The sequence below is a fragment of the Rhodococcus sp. Leaf247 genome (genome assembly GCF_001426185.1).
In the GTDB taxonomy this organism is placed as follows: domain Bacteria; phylum Actinomycetota; class Actinomycetes; order Mycobacteriales; family Mycobacteriaceae; genus Rhodococcoides.
Genome location: NZ_LMRP01000002.1, coordinates 182,700 through 203,196 on the forward strand (window position 1 = coordinate 182,700; position 20,497 = coordinate 203,196).

The following is a 20,497-nucleotide window of genomic DNA, read 5'->3' on the forward strand; positions in this document are numbered from 1 at the left end:
GTGGTGACGCAACGCAACGACGCACAGGAGCGCACGGGCTTCGGCGGTCAACAACCCAAGGCCGTACAGAAGGCCCTCGCGATGCTCGAGGCCGTGGCATACCTGGGGCCCGGTGCGACCGCCAAACAGATTGCGGCACACACGCATGTCCCACCGGCAACCGCGTATCGCATGTTGAACTTCCTGGTTGCCGACGGCTTTCTGGTGCGCGTCCCGGACCTGTCGGGCTTCGCGCTCGGGAGGCGTACCTCGGAACTTGCCTACGCTGCCACCACCTCTGCGCCGACCCGGACGGTCGCGGACGTTCTGGGCGCCATGCGCGCCGAGACCCGATACGGCCTCTACGTCGCGTCGTTCCGCGGCGGAACTCTGCGCATGGTGGACACCGACCCCGATCACGAGGCAGTGTCCGCCTCCACGATCATGCGGAACCCTCATGCCCACGCCGTCGGAAAGCTGATGTTGGCGTACTACCCTCGGACGCGGGAGCCGTTGCGGGCCATCACCTCGCACACCCTGATCGACGACGTCGACCTCCGCGCTGATCTCTCGACAGTTCTCGCCACGGACGTCGCCGTCGAGAGCGACGAATCACGTATCGGACGAGCAGCGTTGGCGGTGCCCCTGCGAGATGCGCACTCCGATGTCGTCGGCGCTCTGTGTCTGCAGGGGGCGTCGGGCAGATTCACACGGGACAGTCGGGATCTCGTCGACTTCCTGCGTGCGGGAGCCGACGAGCTCCACGGGTTGATCTAGCCTCGGTCAGGAAGACACCCGCTGCTCGACCACGTAGTCGTCGAGGTCCGCTTCGCGTGTCATCTGCCAGTAGTCGACGATCCTCCAGGGCAACGTGGAGACCACGCGGCCGGCGTCGTTGCGGTACCAGTTGTCCATCCCCTCGTGGGTCCAGATCATGCGGGAATGCGCGTCGTCGTGCCGCCGGACGTAGTCCTGCTCAACGTCGGGCTTCACCTCGACCACGTCGATGCTCTGCTCGGTCATCGTGGACAACAGGTCGATGATGTAGCGCACCTGACATTCGGCGATGGTGATGTAGCTGCCGCCGTGTCCCAGAACGGTTCCCGGTCCGCAGGTGATGAACAGGTTCGGGTAGTCGGGCACCGTGATCCCCAGGTAGGCGTGGGCGTCCTCGGGCCCCCAGGCCTCGCGGATCGACCGTCCCGATCGGCCCCGGACATCGATGGGGGTGAGGAGCTTGTGCGTCTCGAAGCCGGTCGCGAGGATGACGACGTCGACCTCGGCCGCGGTGCCGAAGCGTCCCCTGACATGGCGGGAGTCGATGGAAGTCACCGACTCCGCGACCAGCGTGACGTTGTCGCGTGTCAGGGCCGCGTACCAGCCGTTGTCCAACAGCATCCGCTTGCCGAAGGGTGGGTAGTCGGGCAGCGCCTTGTCGATCAGGTCCGGCCTGCCGGCGAGCTCCTTCTCGATGTACCGCGTGAAGACGCGGCGGTGCGCATCGTTGACCGCGTTGACCGACGCCGACGGGTGCTCCCAGTCGGGATCGACCTGCAGTGAGGGATGGACGCGGTCGTTGAAGTTCCACGCGAGTCGCGCCCGGTACCAGAGCCGGTAGAGCGGCACGGTGTCCATCAGGAAGTTGACGTCGTCGTCGATGGGCTCGAAGTAGACATCGCTCGACGCGACCCACTGCGGCGACCGCTGGAAGACGGTCGCGTGCGCCACGATCGGCGCAATCGCCGGAAGTACCTGCATCGCACTGGCTCCGCTGCCGACGATGGCAACGCGTTTGCCGGTCAGGTCGAGATCGTCCGGCCACTGAGCAGTGTGGAAGATCGGGCCCTCGAACGTCTCGAGCCCCGGGATGGGCGGCACCTTCGGCTTGTTCAGCTGGCCGGTCGCCGTGATGACGACCGAGGCGGTGAGGACCTCGCCGGTCGTCGTCTCGACTCTCCAATGTCGCCGGTCCGCATCCCACTGCGCCGTCGACACCTCGGTATCGAACCGGATCCGATCGTTCAGATCGTGCTGCGAGGCAACATCTCTGAGATATTGCCAGACTTCGTCTCGCTTGCCGAAGTGCGACGTCCAGGCACTCGGCGCGAACGAGTACGAGTACAGGTGGCTCGGGGTGTCGACACCGGCACCGGGATAGGTGTTCTCGAACCATCCACCCCCGACATCGGAGTTCTTCTCCAGCACCACGTGTTCGATCCCCGCCTCACGCAGCCGGATCGCCGCCAACATCCCGGAGACACCCGCGCCGATGACGATGACGGACAGATGCGTCGCGGCGGCATGACGGGGTTCCGGACGGGCGAACCCCATGTCCTCGGCGATCATCTCGGCGAACTCCGCAGGCACGGGTTCACCGACGGCCGCACTGATCATCTCGACCAACTGCTCGTCCGACGGTGTGGGGACTGCCACCGGAGCGCCGTCGGACCACGCGACGATCGCGTCGACGGCCGCGGAACGGATTTGGTTCGCGATATCGGGGCCGAATCCGCCGCTGTCGTTGTCGTCCATACCCCGGCTGCGCGTCGGGCGGTACGGCGCCTCGAGCCAGCGCCGGTCGCCCGTCAGTTGGAAGAGCACCGCGACAAGGCTGGGCATGTTCGCGGACTCGACCGCGCGACCTACTCGCGACCGGTCGATGACGGGTGTTTCGGACGTCGACACGTGCCCTCCCTCGGCGGTCCATCCGGGACCTTCCTCGAACTAACCACAGTTAGGCAACAGTCGGCAAGAGGTCCCGATGACTCGGACGATCTGCCCGAGAAGTCTTGACAATGTGTCCTGCGCCACAGCATGCTGCGATACATAACCTAACGGTGGATAGGCGAAGGGACTCTCATGGAACTGGTCGAGGCAATGCGCACCACAGGAACGTGTCGGCGATACAAGAGCGACCCGGTGCCGGACGAGGTCTTCCGCAGCGCCTTCGACCACGCCCGCTTCGGACCCCAGGGCGGCAATCGCCAGCCGGTGCGCTGGATCGTCGTCCGCGACGCCGCCCGTAAGCAGGCCCTCCAGGATCTCTACCTGCCGATGTGGGACGCATACTTCTCCGGCATCACGGGCGGCACCGTCGCCGTCGGCGCACTCCCGAAGACCGTGCAGGATGCCGACTACTTCGCCCGCCATCTCGCGGAGGTTCCCGCAATCGTGGTCGTGTGCGCAGCGCTCGACGGACTTCACCCCACCGACCACGAACTCGGCCGACTGTCCGTCGTCGGCGGAGCGTCCATCTACCCCACCGTGCAGAACCTCTGCCTGAGCCTGCGCGATCAGAGCGTCGCTACCGCCGTGACCACACTCCTGTGCCACGAGGAACCCGCGATCCGCGAGATGCTCGCCATTCCAGACGACTACATCACCGCGGCTCACATCGCCGTCGGCTACCCGGAGAAGAAGTTCCCCACCAAGCTGACCCGCAGCCCCGTGGAGGAAATCGTCGCGCTGGAGTCCTTCTCGCAGCCCATGTTCACCGACACTCTGTCCACCGCTCCGGCGATCTGACAAGGACTTTCGTGCCCGGACTCGCCCCGCAGCATCGTTCACTCACCGGCCGCGCCACCATCGGAGATCAACTTCGACGGCACGCACGGACCCAGCCCGACAAGACGGCCTTCATCAGCTACGACGCCGACGGAGCGCGACAGGTCACCACCTACGGTCAGCTGGACAGCCGCGCCAACCAGTTCGCGAACCTGCTCCTCGACATGGGCGTGGGTCCGGGCCAGCGCGTGGCGTCCATGGCACGCAACAGTATCGACGTCGTCGTCGCGTACTACGGCTCGCTCAAGGTCGGGGCCGCCTTCACCGGAATCAACGTTCTCTACCGTGCGCCCGAGGTGCGGCACCAGCTCGAGCACGCAGAACCCACGGTCGTGGTAGCAGGTGCCGAATTCGAAGACATCGTGAGAAGCGTTCTGCCGGAGGGCACGACGCTGATCATGTTCGGGGAAGAGTACGCACGCCTGACCGCCGAGACGCCGGACAGCGAGCCGGTCGTCGAGATGGACGAGAACGACATCGCGATGGTCATCTACACATCGGGGACGGAAGCTGCGCCGAAGGGCGTGATGATTCCTCACCGCAACTTCCTGATCTCGACTGCTCCGGCATGGAGTTGGGGACTGAGGACCGGTCCGGAGGACACGTGGCTCTTTGTCATGCCGTTCCACACCATTGCCGGCCTGGGATCCATGACGACCTTGACGCTGATGGGCGCGACACTCGTTCTTCCCGCGACCGCCGACCCCACGACGTCGCTTCGGATCATTGCCGACGAGAAGATCTCCGTCATCGCGCAGACCCCGACGTTCTACTTCGCCCTCGCACGCGAATCCACGTTCGGTCCCGACTCGGTCGGTCAGGTCCGCCGGTGCCTCACCTACGGCGGCCAGGTGTCGCCGAACACCATCTCCGCGTGGGCGTCTGCCGCGCCCGAGGCCATCTGGGGAACCTATTGGGGGCAGTCCGAACTGTCCCAACTCGGCTCGGTGGGATGGTTCAGCACTCTCGACGACATCCCCGACGGCGACGCCTCCTGGATCGGCAAGCCGGTCACGCACCTCGAGGTCAAGGTCGTCGACCCGGACGGACAGGAATGCGAGATCGGCGAGTTGGTCTGCCGCACACCGTCGGTGATGCTCGGCTACTTCAAGGACGAGGCGAGGACGGCTGAGGTCTTCCGCGACGGGTGGGTGCACACGGGCGACATGGTGCGTGTCGACGCCGCGGGGAACCTCTTCTTCTACGATCGTATGAAGGACATGATCAAGTCGGGGGGTATGAACGTGTCGAGCCAGGAGGTGGAGCGCGTCATCCACGCCCATCCGCAGGTAGCGCGGGCAGCTGTTGTCGGCATGCCGGATCCCTACTGGTCCGAAGCCGTCACTGCATTCGTCATCGCGGCAGATGGGACGACGCCCGATCCCGACGCCATCATCGAGTTCTGCCGCACCGAGCTGGCGTCGTACAAGGCGCCGAAGTCGGTCCACGTAGTCCGCGAACTTCCGGTCGATGCGCAGGGCAAGATCCTCAAGCGCGAGCTCCGCGCCATGGCCGTCGTCGAGGATCCTGTGTGAGCACGCCCGACGACGGACTCGACGCACCACGGGCCATTCGTAGCCGTCGCCGCAAGACCGACATCGCATCCACGGCCGCACAGATCTTCGCTCGTGACGGATATGCCAACGTCGGCATGCGGGACATCGCCGACGCCGTCGGCATCCGCGGCGCCAGCCTGTATCACCACTTCACGTCGAAGGAAGAGATCCTCTTCGCCATCTGCCTCACGGTGACTCAGGAGCCGACAGACGACACGTTGCCGCTCCTCGACGCCCCCGGCACGCCGACCGAACGCCTGTCGAGCCTGGTCAGGGCCCATCTGCGGCACCTCACACGGCGGCGCGTCGAGTACATCGTCGGCCTGCACGAACTGGCATCGCTGATCCCGGAACACCGAGCCACGATCGAGGACTATCGCCGCCGATACCAGCGTCGAGTGCGCGACGTCATCGTGGCAGGGATGCGGACCGGCGAATTCACCGTGCCCGACGCCCGCCTCGCCGCGTTCGCGATGGTGGACATGCTCAACGGCATCAGCGCCTGGTACCACGAGGACGGTGACATGAGCATCGACGACATCGCCGATGCCTACGTCGATCTGGCCGTCGGACGCCTACTCGGGGGGACTCCACACGCATAGCCCACGACGCCCTCGGTGCACGGTGTTCCAGCCCACCGAAACGTGTCGGTGGGCTGCTGTAAACAGTGAGTAGGCAGACGGATATTTCCTGCCGGCGACGCTCGGTTCTCCGACGTCGAGCTAGCTGTTCGCACAGAATCGAGAACCACATGGACCACGACAGTCGCGGCTTGGGCGGTATCCCCGCCGGCAATCCCGGTTTCACTATCGCAGTCGAGATCGACCGACCCTTCGACCAGATCGAACCGGACGAATATCTCCGGCTGCTGCACCTGGTCGGTGACGACGCGGCCAGGATCGACCGTTCCCTGCTCGGTCACGCACGCGTCGTCCTCGACGTACCCGGTAGCGGATGGTGGGTCTCAGGGCAGGCCGCTCTCCATGCTGTCGACAGGCTCGCGAAGGAGTGGACCGTCCTCGGTGTCGAGACGAGCAGATCGGACCTCTGGTCCACTAACCCCCACATGGCCGACAGTCGCCTACCCCGCACTCGCCGACTGCCGGCGAGTGAGGGCACGCGGTACACCGTCATCATCGAGGTCGAGCCCTTCGATGCCGATCACGGCGCTATCGAGCTCGCCCGGCACTTCCCGTTCGGCGAGCGCGCCGACGCCGTCGTCGCCGAGAACGGACTCGACCACATCATCGTGTCGAGGCGCGACCGCGACGTGTCCTGGGCCTGCCAGCTCACGGCAAAATCCTTGCACTCCATCAGCGGTGAGTGGTCCATCACGCGCATCAGAGCAGTCGAGACCGCGGTGTGGAAACGGGAGCACTCTCGTCCGCGCGTCGACAGACGACCGACTGCAATCCCGCAGTGGCAGTACGCACTCCGCATCGACGGCACCAGATGCGTCGTCGTCACCGACAAGGATGTCGACCTGGACAACTGGTACGCGAAGTACACCAACTCGGACGGTATGTCCGGCGTCGAGCAGTTCTTCCACGGCCCCGCTTGGTTGACCGACGACGGCATCGCGAACCTTCAGAGGAACGGCGACGCCATCGACGCATGGATCGCTCCCCTGCCCAGCGGTGGCCTACTCGACAACATCACCGACGGATACGGCCGAGTTCTGCCCGTCGACGATTCCGACGGCACCGCAGCATGGTTGATGGAATCGATGTACGACAAGCCCGCCGGACTGATCATCGAACTCGGTCCCAACGACTACGACCCAGACGACGAGGGGGACGTGTTCAACGCGCAGATCCACGTCCTCGACGACGGTGTCTACATGGTGCGACGATCGCGAGCCGTTCTCCAGCGACTCCGACTGGCCGACCATGGTGTCGAGGGGTTGGAACTGGACCTCTGGCATCACGACGATCATTTCGACGACTGCACGGACGGCTACCTGTTCACCCGTGATACGCATTTGATCGCCAACGCGTGCGTCGCGTGGTTCCGCCAGAACGGAGTCACGGACAAGCGCAGTTCCCTGGGATGCTCGTACGAATTCGTCGACCACCTCCCCCGCACTTCATGACCTCCGACCGAAAGGACACCATGCCGTCGACGTCCGACGCCCTCACCCGCGCAGTGCGCGATGTTCCTCTGAAAGACATGGATCCATCGCTGCTCGCCCACGCCATCCGCTACGAGGTAGGTGGCCACGGACTCGACACCTCCTCTCTGCAGGACGCGCTCGCTGTCGCGTCGTACGCACACCTGACGCAACGGCGTACTGCGCGCGGTGATCAGATCAACGACCCCTACATCACGCATCCGTCTCGAAATGTGCTGAGACTGAGCAGGTACGGGTGCTCGGACCTCGACGTTCTGGTGGCTACCGCCCTGCACGACACCGTCGAGGACCAGGCGGACCGCATCGTCGAGGTACTCGGCGGCTCGACTGCACTCGGCGCTATCGAGACCCACTTCGGCGCGGAGGTCGCCAGGCTCGTCGATGCCGTGACCACTCCGCCGAAGAACGGCCGGGATCGCGCAACGCAGTACGCCGAACACGTGACGACAGTAATCCGCGACCCGAAGGTTTTCCTGGTCAAGGTGTCCGACTTCGTCGACAACGCCGGCAGCCTGAAGTACCTCGCAGACGAGGCAAAGCGAGCCAAGCTGCTGCGCAAGTACGCGCCGCTCGTCGAGATCTTCGAGGCTGCCGCCACCGAGCACGGCGAGGCGCTCGGTCTCACGGCGGACGGGATGCAGGAATTGCGCGGTCACCTGGCGTCGATCAGGGAACAGACCAGTGGCTGATACCGCGTCATTCCAACCAGACGCGATCTGCGAAGCCACCGCGCCGCTCCCGCTTGTCCGCCGCTAGGGCGGCCACATCAGCCATCGTGAGCCCTAGGGACGTCGCCAGACAACTAACGACCTCGAACACGTCCGCCAGCTCTTCCGGCCGGTCGTCGCGACCGGCGCGTCGGAACTCGTCGGCCTCCTCCATCAGCTTCTCGGCGAGTGCCAGCTCGAACTCGTGTGTGTCGAGCTGTCGCGTCCGAGGTATACGGCCCGACTGCTCGATGATGTCGGGAATCAGATCGCGAACGAGTTTGCCCATATCGCTAAGTTTGATGCCATGCACCCGCGCACGCCAACCGACGCCCTGACGCTCGGCCAACATCTGGTCAGTGTTCTGGACAGCGGGGCACGAGTCGCGACCTACAAGCTCGCAGTCCTGGTCGCTCTACTCGAGTACTGCGTCGAACACGTTCCTGCGGAACAGGATGCGACCATCGACGTCGACTTGACGGACCTCGCGGAACGCGTCATCGCCCTCTATTGGCGTCAGGTGCGCGACTTCGAGGGCGTGTACCTCCGGCAGTCGTCCAACCGGATCGCGAAAATCCCGGATGCGGTGCGGCAGTTGGCCGCGCAGACCCGGTCGTTCGGCCGCGATCTTCCTCTCGAGACCGCGGCCGCTTCGGCACCCGAACTGTGGGAGAAGACGGTCGACACAGTTCGGCTGACCATGATCCAACAGCCACTTCATCGCCTGCAGAAGGTTCCGGGCGCCTCGACCCACTCGACGTTTCTCTACGACGATTCCTGGATGAACGACGCGGTGGGCAGGAAGCGGATCGCAGAAGTCGGTAATCGCATCACCCTGTATCCGGGTGTCGCTTTCGGCCTCGCGCGCTTGTCCGGTCTTCTCAAGCCAGGTTTCTTGCTTGCATGGGTAGACGACGTGCGTCGAATGAACCCTGCATTGTCCGACGGCGTCCCAGACTTCGAGGGGCATCTCTTCGGCCAGGACCGCATCGCTCTGCAGAGACCACGGCAGGTCCTGATCGACGAGTACGGGGACCGCTGCTTCTACTGCGGATCACGGGTGGGGCCGGCAGCCCATGTCGACCACGTCCTGCCCTGGTCCCGAGTCGGACTGGACGGACTGGCCAACCTGGTGCTCGCCTGCTCGCGGTGCAACACGAGCAAATCCGATCTGCTCCCTGAACGCACCCACGTATCTCGAGCACTGGATCGCGATCCCGATCGATTGACAAGTCTGGCCGCGGCCATCACGTGGCCAGTTCAGTACCACCGAGTCGTCACTGCTGCTCGGGGTCTCTACGCCACTCAGCCCGATGCGTCACCGCTGTGGCGCGCGCCGGGCGACGTCGTTCCCCTCACTCGGGATGTCACGTGGCTGCACTCGAAAGTAGTTTTCCACGGCTGAGTCTCACGGCGTCAGCAACGACCTTCAGGCCGCGAGGGTTGCGCCACGCGCGGATGGTGGTGCGGGCGCTGATCAGTCGTCGACAACGACTCCGTACCGGGTTGCCAGAGCGGCGAGACCATCGTCGTACCCCTGCCCCACTGCTCGGAATCTCCACGCGGTGCCCCGCCGGTAGATCTCGGTCAGAATGAGACTCCGCTCGGTAGTTGCGGCATCCAACACTGCAGTCGCGATACGCGATTCGGGCGTGGAGAGCGAGATGGACACCGCACCGACATCACCGAACGTGTGCTCGTTCTCGATCGCCGCGGCGATCACGATGCGCTCGATGTCGTCGGGCACGGCACTCAGATCGATGCGGACGCCCTGCTCGCTGTCCCCGTCGAGGGACAGCACCACTGCCCCGTCGGACGTCGACGGGGCGTTGTAGAACACGAAGTCTTCGTCGCTGGACACCACGTCATCCGCTGTCGTCAGGAATGCGACCACGTCGACGGCGATGGGGTCGGCGTCGGCGGCGCGCCATGATGCATCCACAGTCACCACGGTGGTGTTCTCCGGCAGATCGACGACGCCGCCCCGCGGAACGAGTGGGGTCAGTGTCCGCCGGGTCCTCACCTCGATGCGCGGAGTCACCTCGTCGAGGTTCAATGCTCTGTCCACGTCGATCGAGGACAGCGTCGTCAACTGTCGTTCCCGTACGCGCGGCATACGCGGGTCACCGTCGCCGTGGGACAGCAGGAGTACGTCGGTCACGCCTGCACTCAGATTGACGGCAGGGGTGGCGCCCAGTTGGATCAATCGCGACCGCATGAGCACCGACTCGGCGTGGGATCCGCCCATCACCAGGACACGGCGAGTCGACCAGGGTGCGGCGGACGGGGTCGGCAGAGGCATCGTCGCCACGACGGGCTTCCGCGGACCTTTTCGTGTGCCGGGGCGGACGGCGCGCATCAGATCGTGCAGCACGTACTCCGTAATTACCGGAATGCCCTGCGAGCGCGCCCGAGTCACCTTCACACTCTCCGACGCGGAATCGGAACAGACGACGACGCTGGTGTACCTACTGACGGAGTTCATCACGTCGAGCCCGGCATCGGTCAACTGCTCGGCCAGACGCAGTCGCGGGGTGCGCGTGTCGCCGCTGATGACGACGCGCATCCCTCTGATCAACCCGTGCGCGACATCGAGCCGTCCGGGGTTCTCCCAGGGGCACTGCCTTCGAGGGATGGAGTCCGGGTAAAGGGTCAGGCGGTCACTGCAGGTGACGACCGGGAGCGGCAGATCGAGTGAGCGCGCGAGCCGAGAGCTGTGGGTGAAGATCTGCGCCAGGACGCGGGCGTCGTCGTACGCGTCGTGCGCCTGGGACTGCATCACCTTCCAGTGCGCAGCGAGGGTGGACAGCTTGTGATTCGAGAGGTCCGGCTGGAGTCGTCGGGACAGAGCCAAGGTGCACAGCCGCTGACGCGTCGGCATGTCCAGACCGGCCCGCATCGATTCGAGCTTCAGGAATCCGTGGTCGAAGCTGGCGTTGTGAGCCACCATCGTGCGCCCGTCGAGCATCGACATGAGGTGCGGCGCGATGTCTTCGAAGCGCGGAGCACCGGCCAGCCGCTCGGGTGTCAGGTTGTGAATGTGGACCGGCCCGGGATCGCACCCGGGATTGACGAGTGTCGACATCTCACTCCCGACCCGTCCGTGATCGTCCAGGGTCAGGGCAGCAACACTCAACACCCGGTCACTGTTCGCCTTCAGCCCTGACGTCTCGACGTCGACCACGACCCAGCGGTCGTCGGGCACCGAGGTTGCACTGCGCATGGACATCCACCTTCGCGAGGAAACAGACTGCCCGGTCACTATGCATGATGACCACGACATCGCGCCCGCCCGTCAGTCGGGCGGCGTGCCGGTACTCGCTCGAGTCACCAACCTGGGCGCGATGCTGAAGCGCCGTGTACTTCGGGTGCCGGACTCGATCTGCGCGAGCAGGATCTCGACGCTCCGGATCCCCACTTCGCCGAATTCCTGACGGATCGTGGTCAGGGGAGGCGAGTAGAACTCGGCATCGGGCACGTCGTCGAAGCCGACCACGCTGACATCGCGCGGAACGCTTCGGCCGGCGGCGTCGAAGGCGCGGAGCACCCCTAGGGCCATGGAGTCGTTTCCCGCGAACACCGCGGTGACGCCCGCGATCTGCGCCAGGACAGTGCCGGCGGCGCACCCCGATTTGGCGGTCCAGTCCCCGTTCAACATCGGCGGCGGGTCGATACCCCTGTCCTCGTGGGCCATTCGCCAGCCGCTCACCCGGTCGGCCGCCTCGTACCAACCGAGCGGACCTGCAACATGCCACACCTCGCGGTGCCCGAGGTCCAACAGGTGCGACGTGGCTTCTCGCGCTCCCGCGACCTGGTCGACGGACACGACGGCCAGTTCCCCGGCGGGCGAGCCCTCCACCGCGACGAGTGGAAGGTCTCCGGCCAGTCCGGCGATGTCACCGTTGTCGGTTCGGAGAGGCGCGATCACGACGACGCCGTCGACACCTTGCTTCTGCAACCGACGGACGCAGGCATTGATCGCGTCCTCGTCGAGTGACGTAGGGACACCCACCAGCACCGAGTAACCGGCCTGTCGCGCAGCACGTTCGACGCTGTACAGCGTCGAGACCGGCCCATACAGAGCATGACCGGTCCCGACGATGCCGATAGTGCGATTACTGCCGGTGACCAACGCACGGGCAGCGGTGTTGGGCCGATACCCGAGTTGTGTGATCGCCTGGTTGACCCGCGTCCTCGTTGCTTCGGTGACATTCGGGTGACCGTTGATCACGCGGGACACGGTCTGGTGGGACACGCCTGCGAGTCGGGCCACGTCTGTCATGGCCGGTCCACGTGTCGGCGTCATCGTCCCCCCGTTCGCTCGATGGTCGTACCTGATCTCAGCACGCCCGAGCGCTTCCTGCCTGTCTAGTTGGGCGTGGAGGGTGGCACGGTGACGGCCGGGCCGGGTGCGGACGGGGTGGTGCCGCCCAGCATCTCGGCCGGAACCGGGAGACCCATGTAATTCGACGGTGCCGGTTTCTCGGCCTTGTCCGGTTTACCGCCTCGACCGCTGGCGGCTCGACGCTTCGTCCAGATGTCGAACGCCACGGCAGCGAGGAGCACCAGTCCCTTGACCAACTGGACTCGCTCACTGGGCGATCCGATGAGGGACATTCCGCTGTTGATGACGGCGATGATCAGTCCGCCGGTCAGAGCGCCGACTATGCGACCGACACCGCCCTGCACCGCTGCACCACCGATGAAGGCGGCCGCGATGGCGTCGAGCTCGAATCCGTTACCGGCGGTGGGGCCGGCCTGGTTGAGTCGGCCGGCGAAGATGATGCCGGCAAGGGCGGACAGCACACCCATGTTGACGAAGAGCCAGAACGTGACCGGCTTGACCTTGATGCCCGACAACGATGCGGCGTGGATGTTGCCGCCGATGGCGTAGACGTGGCGACCGAACACCGTTCGACCGGCCAGCGTGGAGTACCCCATGACGAGCACCGCGAGAAGGATCAGGACGTAGGGCAGGTTCTTGAAGCGCGCCAGCTGTACGGCGATGGCCAGCACCAGGAGTCCGGCGAAGGTGAGCTTGGCGATGAACAGCGGCAACGCATCGACGACCTGGCCGTACTTCTGCCGGCCCATGCGGGTTCGGTACTGGCTGAACACGATCCCGACGATGGCCGCGATGGCGACGAGCAGCGTGAAGATGTCGGCGCCGCCCAGGGGTCCGAGGCCGACGTTGCCCAGGAATCCCGGGAGGAAGCCGTTGGACAATGTCCGCACCGGTCCGGGGAACGGCCCGATGCCCTGGTTGCCCAGCACGATGAGGGTGACGGCGCGGAAGACGAGCATGCCGGCCAGCGTGACGATGAACGCGGGGATGCCGAAGTACGCGACCCAGTAGCCCTGCCACGCTCCGATCAGTCCGCCCACGACCAGCGTGATCAGCACTGCCAGCGGCCATGGCACGTTCTGTTGAACCATGAGGACACCGGCGATGGCGCCGGTGGCCGCGACCACCGATCCCACGGACAGGTCGATGTGGCCGGCGATGATGATGACGACCATGCCGATGGCCAGGATCAGGATGTAGGAGTTCTGCACCACCATGTTGCTGATGTTCTGCGGCACCAGGAGTTGGCCACCGGTGAGCGCGGTGAACAGCAGGATGATCAACGCGAAGGCGATGAAAATTCCACTCTGGCGGAGGTTTCGCGTGAGCAGCCCCCGGACGGTCGACAGCTGATTCATCGAAGTACTCCTGTTCCACGGGTCATGAGATGCATGAGAGATTCCTGCGTCGCGTCCTCCCGAGTCACCTCACCGGTGATGCGGCCTGCGGACAGCGCGTAGATCCGATCGCACAGCCCCAACAGTTCGGGCAGCTCGGACGAGATCACGAGAACGGCCTTTCCTGCATCGGCGAGGCTGTTGATGATCGAATAAATTTCGAACTTGGCGCCGACGTCGATTCCTCGCGTCGGCTCGTCGAGAATGAGCACGTCCGGATCACTGAAGATCCACTTGCTCAACACGACCTTCTGCTGGTTGCCACCGGACAGCTTGCCGACGACGGCTTCCACGTTGGGAGCCTTGATGTTCATGCTCTTGCGGAAACCCTCGGCAACCTCGTACTCGTGGTTGTCGTCGACGAATCCGTGTGCGACCAACTTGTCCAGGGCCGCGGTGGAGATGTTGCGTTTGATGTCGTCGATCAGATTGAGCCCGTAACGCTTGCGATCCTCGGTCGCGTACGCGAGTCCGTGCTCGATCGCGTCGTTGACGGACTTGACGTGAATCTCTTTGCCGTACTTGTACAACCGTCCGGAAATGTCCGTGCCGTAGCTGCGCCCGAAGACGCTCATGGCCAGTTCCGTGCGGCCGGCACCCATCAACCCGGCGAGACCGACGATCTCACCGCGGCGCAGCGTCAGGTTGGCCTTGTCCACGACGGTCCGACCGTGCTGGGTGGGGCTGTGCACGGTCCAGTCCTCGATCCGCAGCACCTCCTCGCCCACCGTGGATTCGTGCGGCGGGAAGCGGTGCTCGAGATCGCGGCCGACCATGAGCGAGATGATGCGATCCTCGGTGACATCCGGGTTACGCATGTCCAGCGTCTCGATGGTCCGACCGTCACGGATGATCGTGGTCCGGTCGGCAATGGCCGCGATCTCGTTGAGCTTGTGCGAGATGATCACGCACGTGATGCCCTCGTCCCGCAGACCGCGGAGCAATTCGAGGAGGTGGGTGGAATCCGAATCGTTCAGTGCTGCGGTCGGTTCGTCGAGAATCAGCAGCGTCACGTCCTTGGACAGCGCCTTCGCGATCTCGACGAGTTGCTGCTTGCCGACACCGAGGTCGTTGACGACGGTGACCGGGTTCTCCCGCAGCCCTACACGGTTCAGTAGGGCTGCGGCCTCGGAGTTGGTGCGGTTCCAGTCGATGAACCCACGCTTGGACCGCTCGTTGCCGAGGAAGATGTTCTCGGCAATGGACAGATGCGGACTCAGCGCGAGTTCCTGGTGGATGATGACGATGCCCTTGGCTTCGCTGCTCCGGATGTCGGAGAACTCGCAGGCCTGACCGTCGAACACGATGTCGCCGTCGAATGTGTCATGGGGATACACACCCGACAGAACCTTCATGAGCGTGGACTTGCCCGCGCCGTTCTCGCCGCAGATCGCGTGTATCTCGCCGCGCTCCACCGTCAAGGTGACATCCTGCAGTGCTTTCACGCCCGGGAACGTCTTGGTGATCCCGCGCATTTCCAAGATCTGGCTCGTCATCGCCGAACTCACTTCAATTGATCCTCGGTGTAGTAGCCGCCGTCGACGAGGAGCTTCTGGTAGTTGTCCTTGTAGACGATCTCGGGCTGCAGCAGGTAGGCGGGAACGACCTTCTCACCGTTGTCGTAATCGGTCGTGTTGTTGGTCTCGGGGGTCTGGCCCTCGAGAACTGCCTGTGCCATCTGGATGGTGACCGCCGCCAGTTCGCGGGTGTCCTTGTAGATGGTGGCGTACTGCTCACCGGCGATGATCGACTTGACCGACGGAACCTCGGCGTCCTGACCGGTGACGATCGGGTAAGGCTGACCGGCGGTTCCGTATCCGTTGCTCTTGAGCGCGGACAGGATTCCGATGGACAGGCCGTCGTAGGGCGAGAGCACACCCTGAACCTTCTGGCCCGACGAGTACGTCTTGGTCAGCAGGTCTTCCATGCGCTTCTGGGCGGTCGCCGGGTCCCACCGAAGGGTTGCGGCCGTCTCGAAGTCGGACTCACCGCTGCCGATCTTCAGGGTTCCCTTGTCCAGGTACGGCTTCAGGGTCTCCATGGCACCGTCGAAGAAGAAGGTGGCGTTGTTGTCGTCGGGCGAACCGGCGAAGACCTCGATGTTGAACGGGCCGGCGGGGGCATCGGCCTTGTCGGTGCCGTCCTCGTTCTTCAGGCCCAGGCCGACCAGCAGGGACGTGGCCTGGTCGACGCCGACCTTGTAGTTGTCGAAGGTGGCGTAGTAGTCGACGTTCGGCGAGTTGCGGATCAGGCGGTCGTACGCGATGACGCCGATGCCGTTGTCCTTGGCTTCCTGCAGCTGCGTGGTGATGGCGGTGCCGTCCACGGAGGCGACGATCAGCAGCTTCGCGCCCTGGGTGATCTGGTTCTCGATCTGGTTGACCTGGGTGGGGATGTCGTTCTCGGCGTACTGCAGGTCGACCTTGTAGCCCTTCGACTCGAGCGCGCTCTTGAGGTTGTCGCCGTCGGCGATCCATCGAGCGGACGACTTGGTCGGCATGGTGACACCGATCAGAGCGCCGGCCGTGTCCCCTCCGGTCGTCGGAGCGTCAGCGTCCTTGGTGCTCGATCCGCAGGCCGACACCGTGATCGCGATGGCGACCGCGGCAGCAGCTACGGGTAGATATCGGAACTTCATCGTGTCTCCCTGGTGGTGGTGGTCGTTCATGGTCGGCGCGCGTCCGACCCGCTTCGAGCTCCGAGGTGTTCGTCATGCCACGTCGCGTACGCATGAACGCCTGTGGTCCGAGTCACACCGCTTGAAGAGTGTGAGCGATAACAGAACCGTTGTCAACGTGCTCCCCGAACTGGGCAGACGCGGTTGTTAGCGTTAACACGTCAGCGTTCGCCGCGCAGAGTTTTCGGAGGGAGTTTCGGCTCAATCGCCGGGCCGCGAGTTATGCTTCCTGGCATAACTACGGAGTGAGGATCACCATGAGCCACGCGGGACACCATGTCTTCGACGACGCCCTGTCGCTGGAGAACCTCGGCGACGGACTCTACCGAGGCCATACGTCGAAGCCCTACAACAACATGGTCGGCCCGTTCGGCGGCGTCACCGCGGCGACGCTGATCCGCGCCGTCGAGATGCACCCCGCCCGACTGGGTGACCCTGTCTCCCTCACAGTGAACTTCGCCGGGCCCGTCGCCGAGGGCGCTTTCGAGATTTCGGCCCGCGCCGTGCGCACCAACCGCAGCAACCAGCACTGGTACCTCGAACTGAGCCAGGACGGAACGGTCGCGACGACAGCCACCGCCGTCTTCGGCACCCGACGGGAAACCTGGGACTCGCTCGAGTCCTCTCCTCCCTCCGTACCCGCGCCCTCCGACGTCGAGTCCGTCGATTTCCCGGAGTTCATCGCCTGGGCGAACAACTACGACATGCGCTTCACCGCCGGCGCGTTGACGGAGACGGAAGCGGCCGATTCCGTGGCGACGCTGTGGGTTCGCGACTCCCCTCCCCGCCCGCTCGACTTCACCTCGCTCACGTCGATGAGCGACATCTTCTACCCCCGCGTCTTCCAGCGTCGAGGAAAGTACGTCGCCGCCGGCACGATCTCGCTGACGGTCCACTACTTCGCCACCGCAGACGATCTGGCCGCCCAATCCGACGACTTCGTCCTCGCCACAGCCCATGCCCGACGCTTCCACAAGGGCTACTTCGATCAGACCGCCGAGTTGTGGAGCACCACCGGCACTTTGCTCGCCACCGGTCACCAGGTCGTCTACTACAAGGACTGATATCGGACACCTGCCGGTCCGCAGTGTGCACAATGTGACGCAGGGCACGTTGCTTGCGCGCCGCGCGGATCGACCAGCAGGAGAGTCATGAAGAGCACCATGCAGGACACGCCGATGTCCATCGGCCAGCTCGTCCGGTACGGAACGTCCATTCACGCGTCGGCACAGATCATGACGTGGAGCGAGACCGGTCCGTCCACCATCGCGTTCGCCGACTTGGGGCGACGGGCCGCGCAGCTCGCACATGGCCTCCGAGCACTCGGTATCGACGGCGATCAGCGCGTCGCCACCTTCATGTGGAACAACTCGCAACACATGGAGGCCTACATGGCCGTGCCGGCCATGGGTGCCGTGCTGCACACGCTGAACATTCGCCTGTTCCCCGAGCAGCTCACCTACATCGTCGAACATGCCGAGGACAGCGTCATCATCGCCGACGCCAGCCTGCTCCCCCTGCTGACGCCGTTGCTGCCGACCATGTCGACGGTCCGCCATCTCATCGTCGTGGGCGCCGACCCCTCTCAGGTGCAGGCCCCCGAGGGCATCGAGGTACTCGGCTACGAGGACGTCCTCGCCGGTTACCCCGAGGAGTTCGACTGGCCCGAGCTCGACGAACGTTCAGCTGCCGCAATGTGTTACACCTCGGGAACGACCGGAGATCCGAAGGGCGTCGTCTACTCGCACAGGTCGATCTGGCTGCATTCGATGCAGGTCTGCATGACCGACGCGATGGCACTCGCGCAGTCCGACACGGTCTTGGCCATCGTGCCGATGTTCCATGCCATGTCCTGGGGACTGCCGTACGCCGCGCTGATGGTGGGGGCGTCGCTCATCATGCCGGACCGCTTCCTGCAGCCTGCGCCGCTCGCCGAAATGATGACCACTCTCAAGCCGACCGCCGCGGCCGCTGTTCCGACGATCTGGCAGGCACTTCTGGTCCACCTCGAGGACCACCCGGCGGACCTGTCGAGCCTGCGCGACGTCACCGTGGGCGGCAGTGCGTGCCCGCCGAGTCTTCTGCGGGCCTTCCACGAGAAGTACGGCATCCACATCTCGCAGGCGTGGGGCATGACCGAGACGTCACCGCTCGGCACGTCCGGGCGCCCGGACGTCGGCTTGTCGCCGCAGGACGAATTCGACCTGCGGTGCACCCAGGGCCGTTTCGTCTCGGCGGTGCGGGCGCGGCTTGTCGATGACTCCGGTGCCGTGTTGCCGTGGGACGGGAAGCATGTCGGCGAACTCGAAGTGCGGGGGCCGTGGATCACCGGCAGCTACTACAAGGTCGACTCGGCGGACAAGTTCGACGACGGGTGGCTGCGGACCGGCGACGTCGGCACGATTTCCGAGGGTGGCTACCTCACCTTGACGGACCGGTCCAAGGACATCATCAAGTCCGGCGGCGAGTGGATCTCGTCGGTCGAACTCGAGAATCACGTAATGGAACATCCGGCCGTACGCGAGGCAGCCGTCATAGGCGTGCCTGACCCGAAATGGGACGAGCGGCCACTGGTCGCGGTCGTCGTGCGAGACGGCCAGACCGTGACCGCGGAGGAGCTGCGCGACTTCCTCGACGGACGAGTTGCACACTGGCAGTTGCCCGAACGGTGGACCTTCATCGACGAGGTACCCAAGACGAGCGTCGGCAAGTTCGACAAGAAGCGGCTGCGAGGGTCACATGCGGACGGTGCGCTGGAGGTCGTCGAGGTCGGCTGACGCGAACGTCAGACGCGAGAGACCAGGAGGTCCGTGGACCCCTCGAAGGCACTCCCCGGTGGAGCTGCGGGTGGGGCGTAGTTGAAGCGGTACCGGGTCGGCTCACTCAGTCGAGTCCGCGCCCACTCTTCTGTCAGGGGCTGGACGGGGAAGGTCGAGACGATCTGGGCCGTCGAACTCGTCACCAGTCCGTACACGACTGCGGTCGAGCCGCTTCGGGGATCGGCGACGTAGACGGTGCGCATCGCGCTTCCACTGTCGATCACCTCGTCGAAGGCGAGGACGGCGCGTGTGGTTCGACGTGGATCGGCCAGCGCCGGCAGCACTGTCGACGCGACACGCTCCATCATCGGCGTCTCGGATGCCGTCGGGTGAAGGTACGTGGGTTCCTTGCCGAACGCGATGGCCAGGTCGTTCGTGAGCCACCTCTGACGCTTCAATCCGTACGGGGTGACCACCGTCGACAGCAGGTAGCCGTAGGTGTGCATGAGTCCCGCATGGCCGATGGGGAATTCGTAACCACCGGGCAGGCCTCGATGGAGCCAGGCAAAGGTTGCCTCGTCGAACACCGGTGCTTGTACGTTGTCGTCGATCACCGTCGACGACGTCCACTGGGCCAACTGTTCGGCGTCGTGCTGCGATGCCCGGACTTGCCTCACCAGCCACGGGGTGGGTGCGCTCGACTCATTCAGGTCGCCCGTCCTGCTGAGAAGTTCCGCAGTGGCGAACAGGCCGTCCTCGCCGGTCAAGCCAGCGGGAGAAGATAGTTGGTCACGTCGTCCCAGGTCGCGAATTTCTCGGTACCGAACGGGATCAGCTCGCCCTCGAATGTCTCTGCACCGTTGGCACGTCGATCGTCCACCAGAAAGTCTCCCCGGTTCAAGTTCTTGTGGTGAGAGAGGATGAGGCGCTTGTAAGCCACCGACCCCGACTCGTATCCCAAGTGCCACTGCACCCACTTGACCTTGTCGTGCCACGCCTGGGCGTTCTTCCACGGAGCGGTGGACAAGATGTAGGTATCAAAATGCTCAGCCAGCAATTTGTAAGCTTCCAACGCACCGTCGATCGGATCCATGAGCGAGAAGATGCGTGGAACCTCGTCCAGGTCTTTCTCGAAGCCGACGATCTCGGAGGGGTGCAGTCGGTCGATCCCGGATTGAAAATTGACCAGTGTGTTGTCGAGGTCGACGTACAGAATCTTCTTGTCAGGCATGCGTCTCCCGGTGAGAGAAATGAGGGGGTTGCCGTCCGAGTGGAGGCAAATTCAACATAGCAGTGCGCACTGACATGGATGCGGACTCGATTGTTCACTCGCACATTCCACCGATTGCTCTGTGCACTGGCTGTGTCACCCCGGGGCAAAA

The 20,497-nt window shown here is 64.5% G+C and carries 18 protein-coding genes; 9 read left to right on the forward strand and 9 right to left on the reverse strand.

Annotated elements, in window-relative coordinates; all coding sequences use genetic code 11:
• The first annotated feature begins 3 nt into the window (after window positions 1–3).
• Entirely contained in the window at window positions 4–756 is a 753-nt protein-coding gene (locus tag ASG64_RS10330; protein WP_235579567.1) for an IclR family transcriptional regulator, read from the forward strand.
• Between the two features lie 6 nt (window positions 757–762).
• Here ASG64_RS10330 and ASG64_RS10335 read toward each other — a convergent pair whose 3' ends face one another.
• A complete protein-coding gene (locus ASG64_RS10335) occupies window positions 763–2,664 on the reverse strand; it encodes a flavin-containing monooxygenase (protein WP_056073341.1) in 1,902 nt (633 codons plus the stop codon).
• 174 nt (window positions 2,665–2,838) lie between these two features.
• Here ASG64_RS10335 and ASG64_RS10340 point away from each other — a divergent pair, with 174 nt between their 5' ends.
• The 5 genes from ASG64_RS10340 to ASG64_RS10360 all read left to right on the forward strand — a co-directional run bounded on the left by ASG64_RS10340 (window position 2,839) and on the right by ASG64_RS10360 (window position 7,919).
• The gene (locus ASG64_RS10340; RefSeq protein WP_056073344.1) at window positions 2,839–3,504 is read left to right on the forward strand and encodes a nitroreductase family protein; all 666 of its coding nucleotides are present in this window, start codon (window positions 2,839–2,841) and stop codon (window positions 3,502–3,504) included.
• Between the two features lie 11 nt (window positions 3,505–3,515).
• Window positions 3,516–5,078 carry a class I adenylate-forming enzyme family protein gene (locus ASG64_RS10345; protein ID WP_056073348.1) on the forward strand — a complete coding sequence of 521 codons (1,563 nt, stop codon included), beginning with the start codon at window positions 3,516–3,518 and terminating at the stop codon, window positions 5,076–5,078.
• Window positions 5,075–5,701 (forward strand): TetR/AcrR family transcriptional regulator, encoded by a 627-nt coding sequence (locus ASG64_RS10350; protein ID WP_056073351.1) that lies wholly within the window; start codon window positions 5,075–5,077, stop codon window positions 5,699–5,701. The genes ASG64_RS10345 and ASG64_RS10350 overlap by 4 nt, the downstream gene beginning before the upstream one ends.
• Window positions 5,702–5,850: 149 nt before the next feature.
• Window positions 5,851–7,191: a hypothetical protein gene (locus ASG64_RS22250; RefSeq protein ID WP_327212892.1), complete on the forward strand. Its 1,341-nt coding sequence runs from the start codon at window positions 5,851–5,853 to the stop codon at window positions 7,189–7,191.
• Window positions 7,188–7,919: an HD domain-containing protein gene (locus ASG64_RS10360; protein WP_056073352.1), complete on the forward strand. Its 732-nt coding sequence runs from the start codon at window positions 7,188–7,190 to the stop codon at window positions 7,917–7,919. Before ASG64_RS22250 ends, ASG64_RS10360 begins: the two co-directional genes overlap by 4 nt.
• A 7-nt stretch (window positions 7,920–7,926) precedes the next feature.
• On the opposite strand, the gene ASG64_RS10365 is transcribed toward ASG64_RS10360, so the two are convergent.
• Window positions 7,927–8,226, reverse strand: coding sequence for a nucleoside triphosphate pyrophosphohydrolase (locus ASG64_RS10365; protein ID WP_056074305.1), 300 nt, complete (start codon window positions 8,224–8,226; stop codon window positions 7,927–7,929).
• Window positions 8,227–8,244: 18 nt separating this feature from the next.
• Between ASG64_RS10365 and ASG64_RS10370 the strand changes: the two genes are divergently transcribed.
• Complete coding sequence (locus ASG64_RS10370; RefSeq protein ID WP_056073355.1) at window positions 8,245–9,342, forward strand: HNH endonuclease; 1,098 nt, start codon at window positions 8,245–8,247, stop codon at window positions 9,340–9,342.
• Window positions 9,343–9,414: 72 nt separating this feature from the next.
• On the opposite strand, the gene ASG64_RS10375 is transcribed toward ASG64_RS10370, so the two are convergent.
• From ASG64_RS10375 to chvE, 5 genes are all read right to left on the reverse strand, one after another.
• Window positions 9,415–11,160, reverse strand: a complete 1,746-nt coding sequence (locus ASG64_RS10375; RefSeq protein ID WP_056074306.1) for a TerD family protein — start codon at window positions 11,158–11,160, stop codon at window positions 9,415–9,417.
• Between the two features lie 72 nt (window positions 11,161–11,232).
• Window positions 11,233–12,219, reverse strand: a complete 987-nt coding sequence (locus tag ASG64_RS10380; protein WP_235579568.1) for a LacI family DNA-binding transcriptional regulator — start codon at window positions 12,217–12,219, stop codon at window positions 11,233–11,235.
• 86 nt (window positions 12,220–12,305) lie between these two features.
• Window positions 12,306–13,640 carry a multiple monosaccharide ABC transporter permease gene (mmsB, locus tag ASG64_RS10385; protein WP_056073361.1) on the reverse strand — a complete coding sequence of 445 codons (1,335 nt, stop codon included), beginning with the start codon at window positions 13,638–13,640 and terminating at the stop codon, window positions 12,306–12,308.
• Window positions 13,637–15,175 (reverse strand): multiple monosaccharide ABC transporter ATP-binding protein, encoded by a 1,539-nt coding sequence (mmsA, locus tag ASG64_RS10390; protein WP_056074307.1) that lies wholly within the window; start codon window positions 15,173–15,175, stop codon window positions 13,637–13,639. Before mmsA ends, mmsB begins: the two co-directional genes overlap by 4 nt.
• A gap of 8 nt (window positions 15,176–15,183) precedes the next feature.
• A complete protein-coding gene (chvE, locus tag ASG64_RS10395) occupies window positions 15,184–16,317 on the reverse strand; it encodes a multiple monosaccharide ABC transporter substrate-binding protein (protein ID WP_042572971.1) in 1,134 nt (377 codons plus the stop codon).
• Between the two features lie 290 nt (window positions 16,318–16,607).
• Between chvE and ASG64_RS10400 the strand changes: the two genes are divergently transcribed.
• Together ASG64_RS10400 and ASG64_RS10405 are read left to right on the forward strand one after the other, a co-directional pair.
• Window positions 16,608–17,420, forward strand: coding sequence for an acyl-CoA thioesterase (locus ASG64_RS10400; RefSeq protein WP_442971145.1), 813 nt, complete (start codon window positions 16,608–16,610; stop codon window positions 17,418–17,420).
• Window positions 17,421–17,507: 87 nt separating this feature from the next.
• On the forward strand, window positions 17,508–19,133 hold the full coding sequence (locus ASG64_RS10405) for a long-chain fatty acid--CoA ligase (RefSeq protein ID WP_056073367.1): 1,626 nt from the start codon (window positions 17,508–17,510) through the stop codon (window positions 19,131–19,133).
• Window positions 19,134–19,141: 8 nt separating this feature from the next.
• On the opposite strand, the gene ASG64_RS21895 is transcribed toward ASG64_RS10405, so the two are convergent.
• Window positions 19,142–19,882 (reverse strand): hypothetical protein, encoded by a 741-nt coding sequence (locus ASG64_RS21895; protein ID WP_056073370.1) that lies wholly within the window; start codon window positions 19,880–19,882, stop codon window positions 19,142–19,144.
• Window positions 19,879–20,346: a 5' nucleotidase, NT5C type gene (locus ASG64_RS10415; RefSeq protein WP_056073373.1), complete on the reverse strand. Its 468-nt coding sequence runs from the start codon at window positions 20,344–20,346 to the stop codon at window positions 19,879–19,881. Before ASG64_RS10415 ends, ASG64_RS21895 begins: the two co-directional genes overlap by 4 nt.
• Window positions 20,347–20,497: the final 151 nt, after the last annotated feature.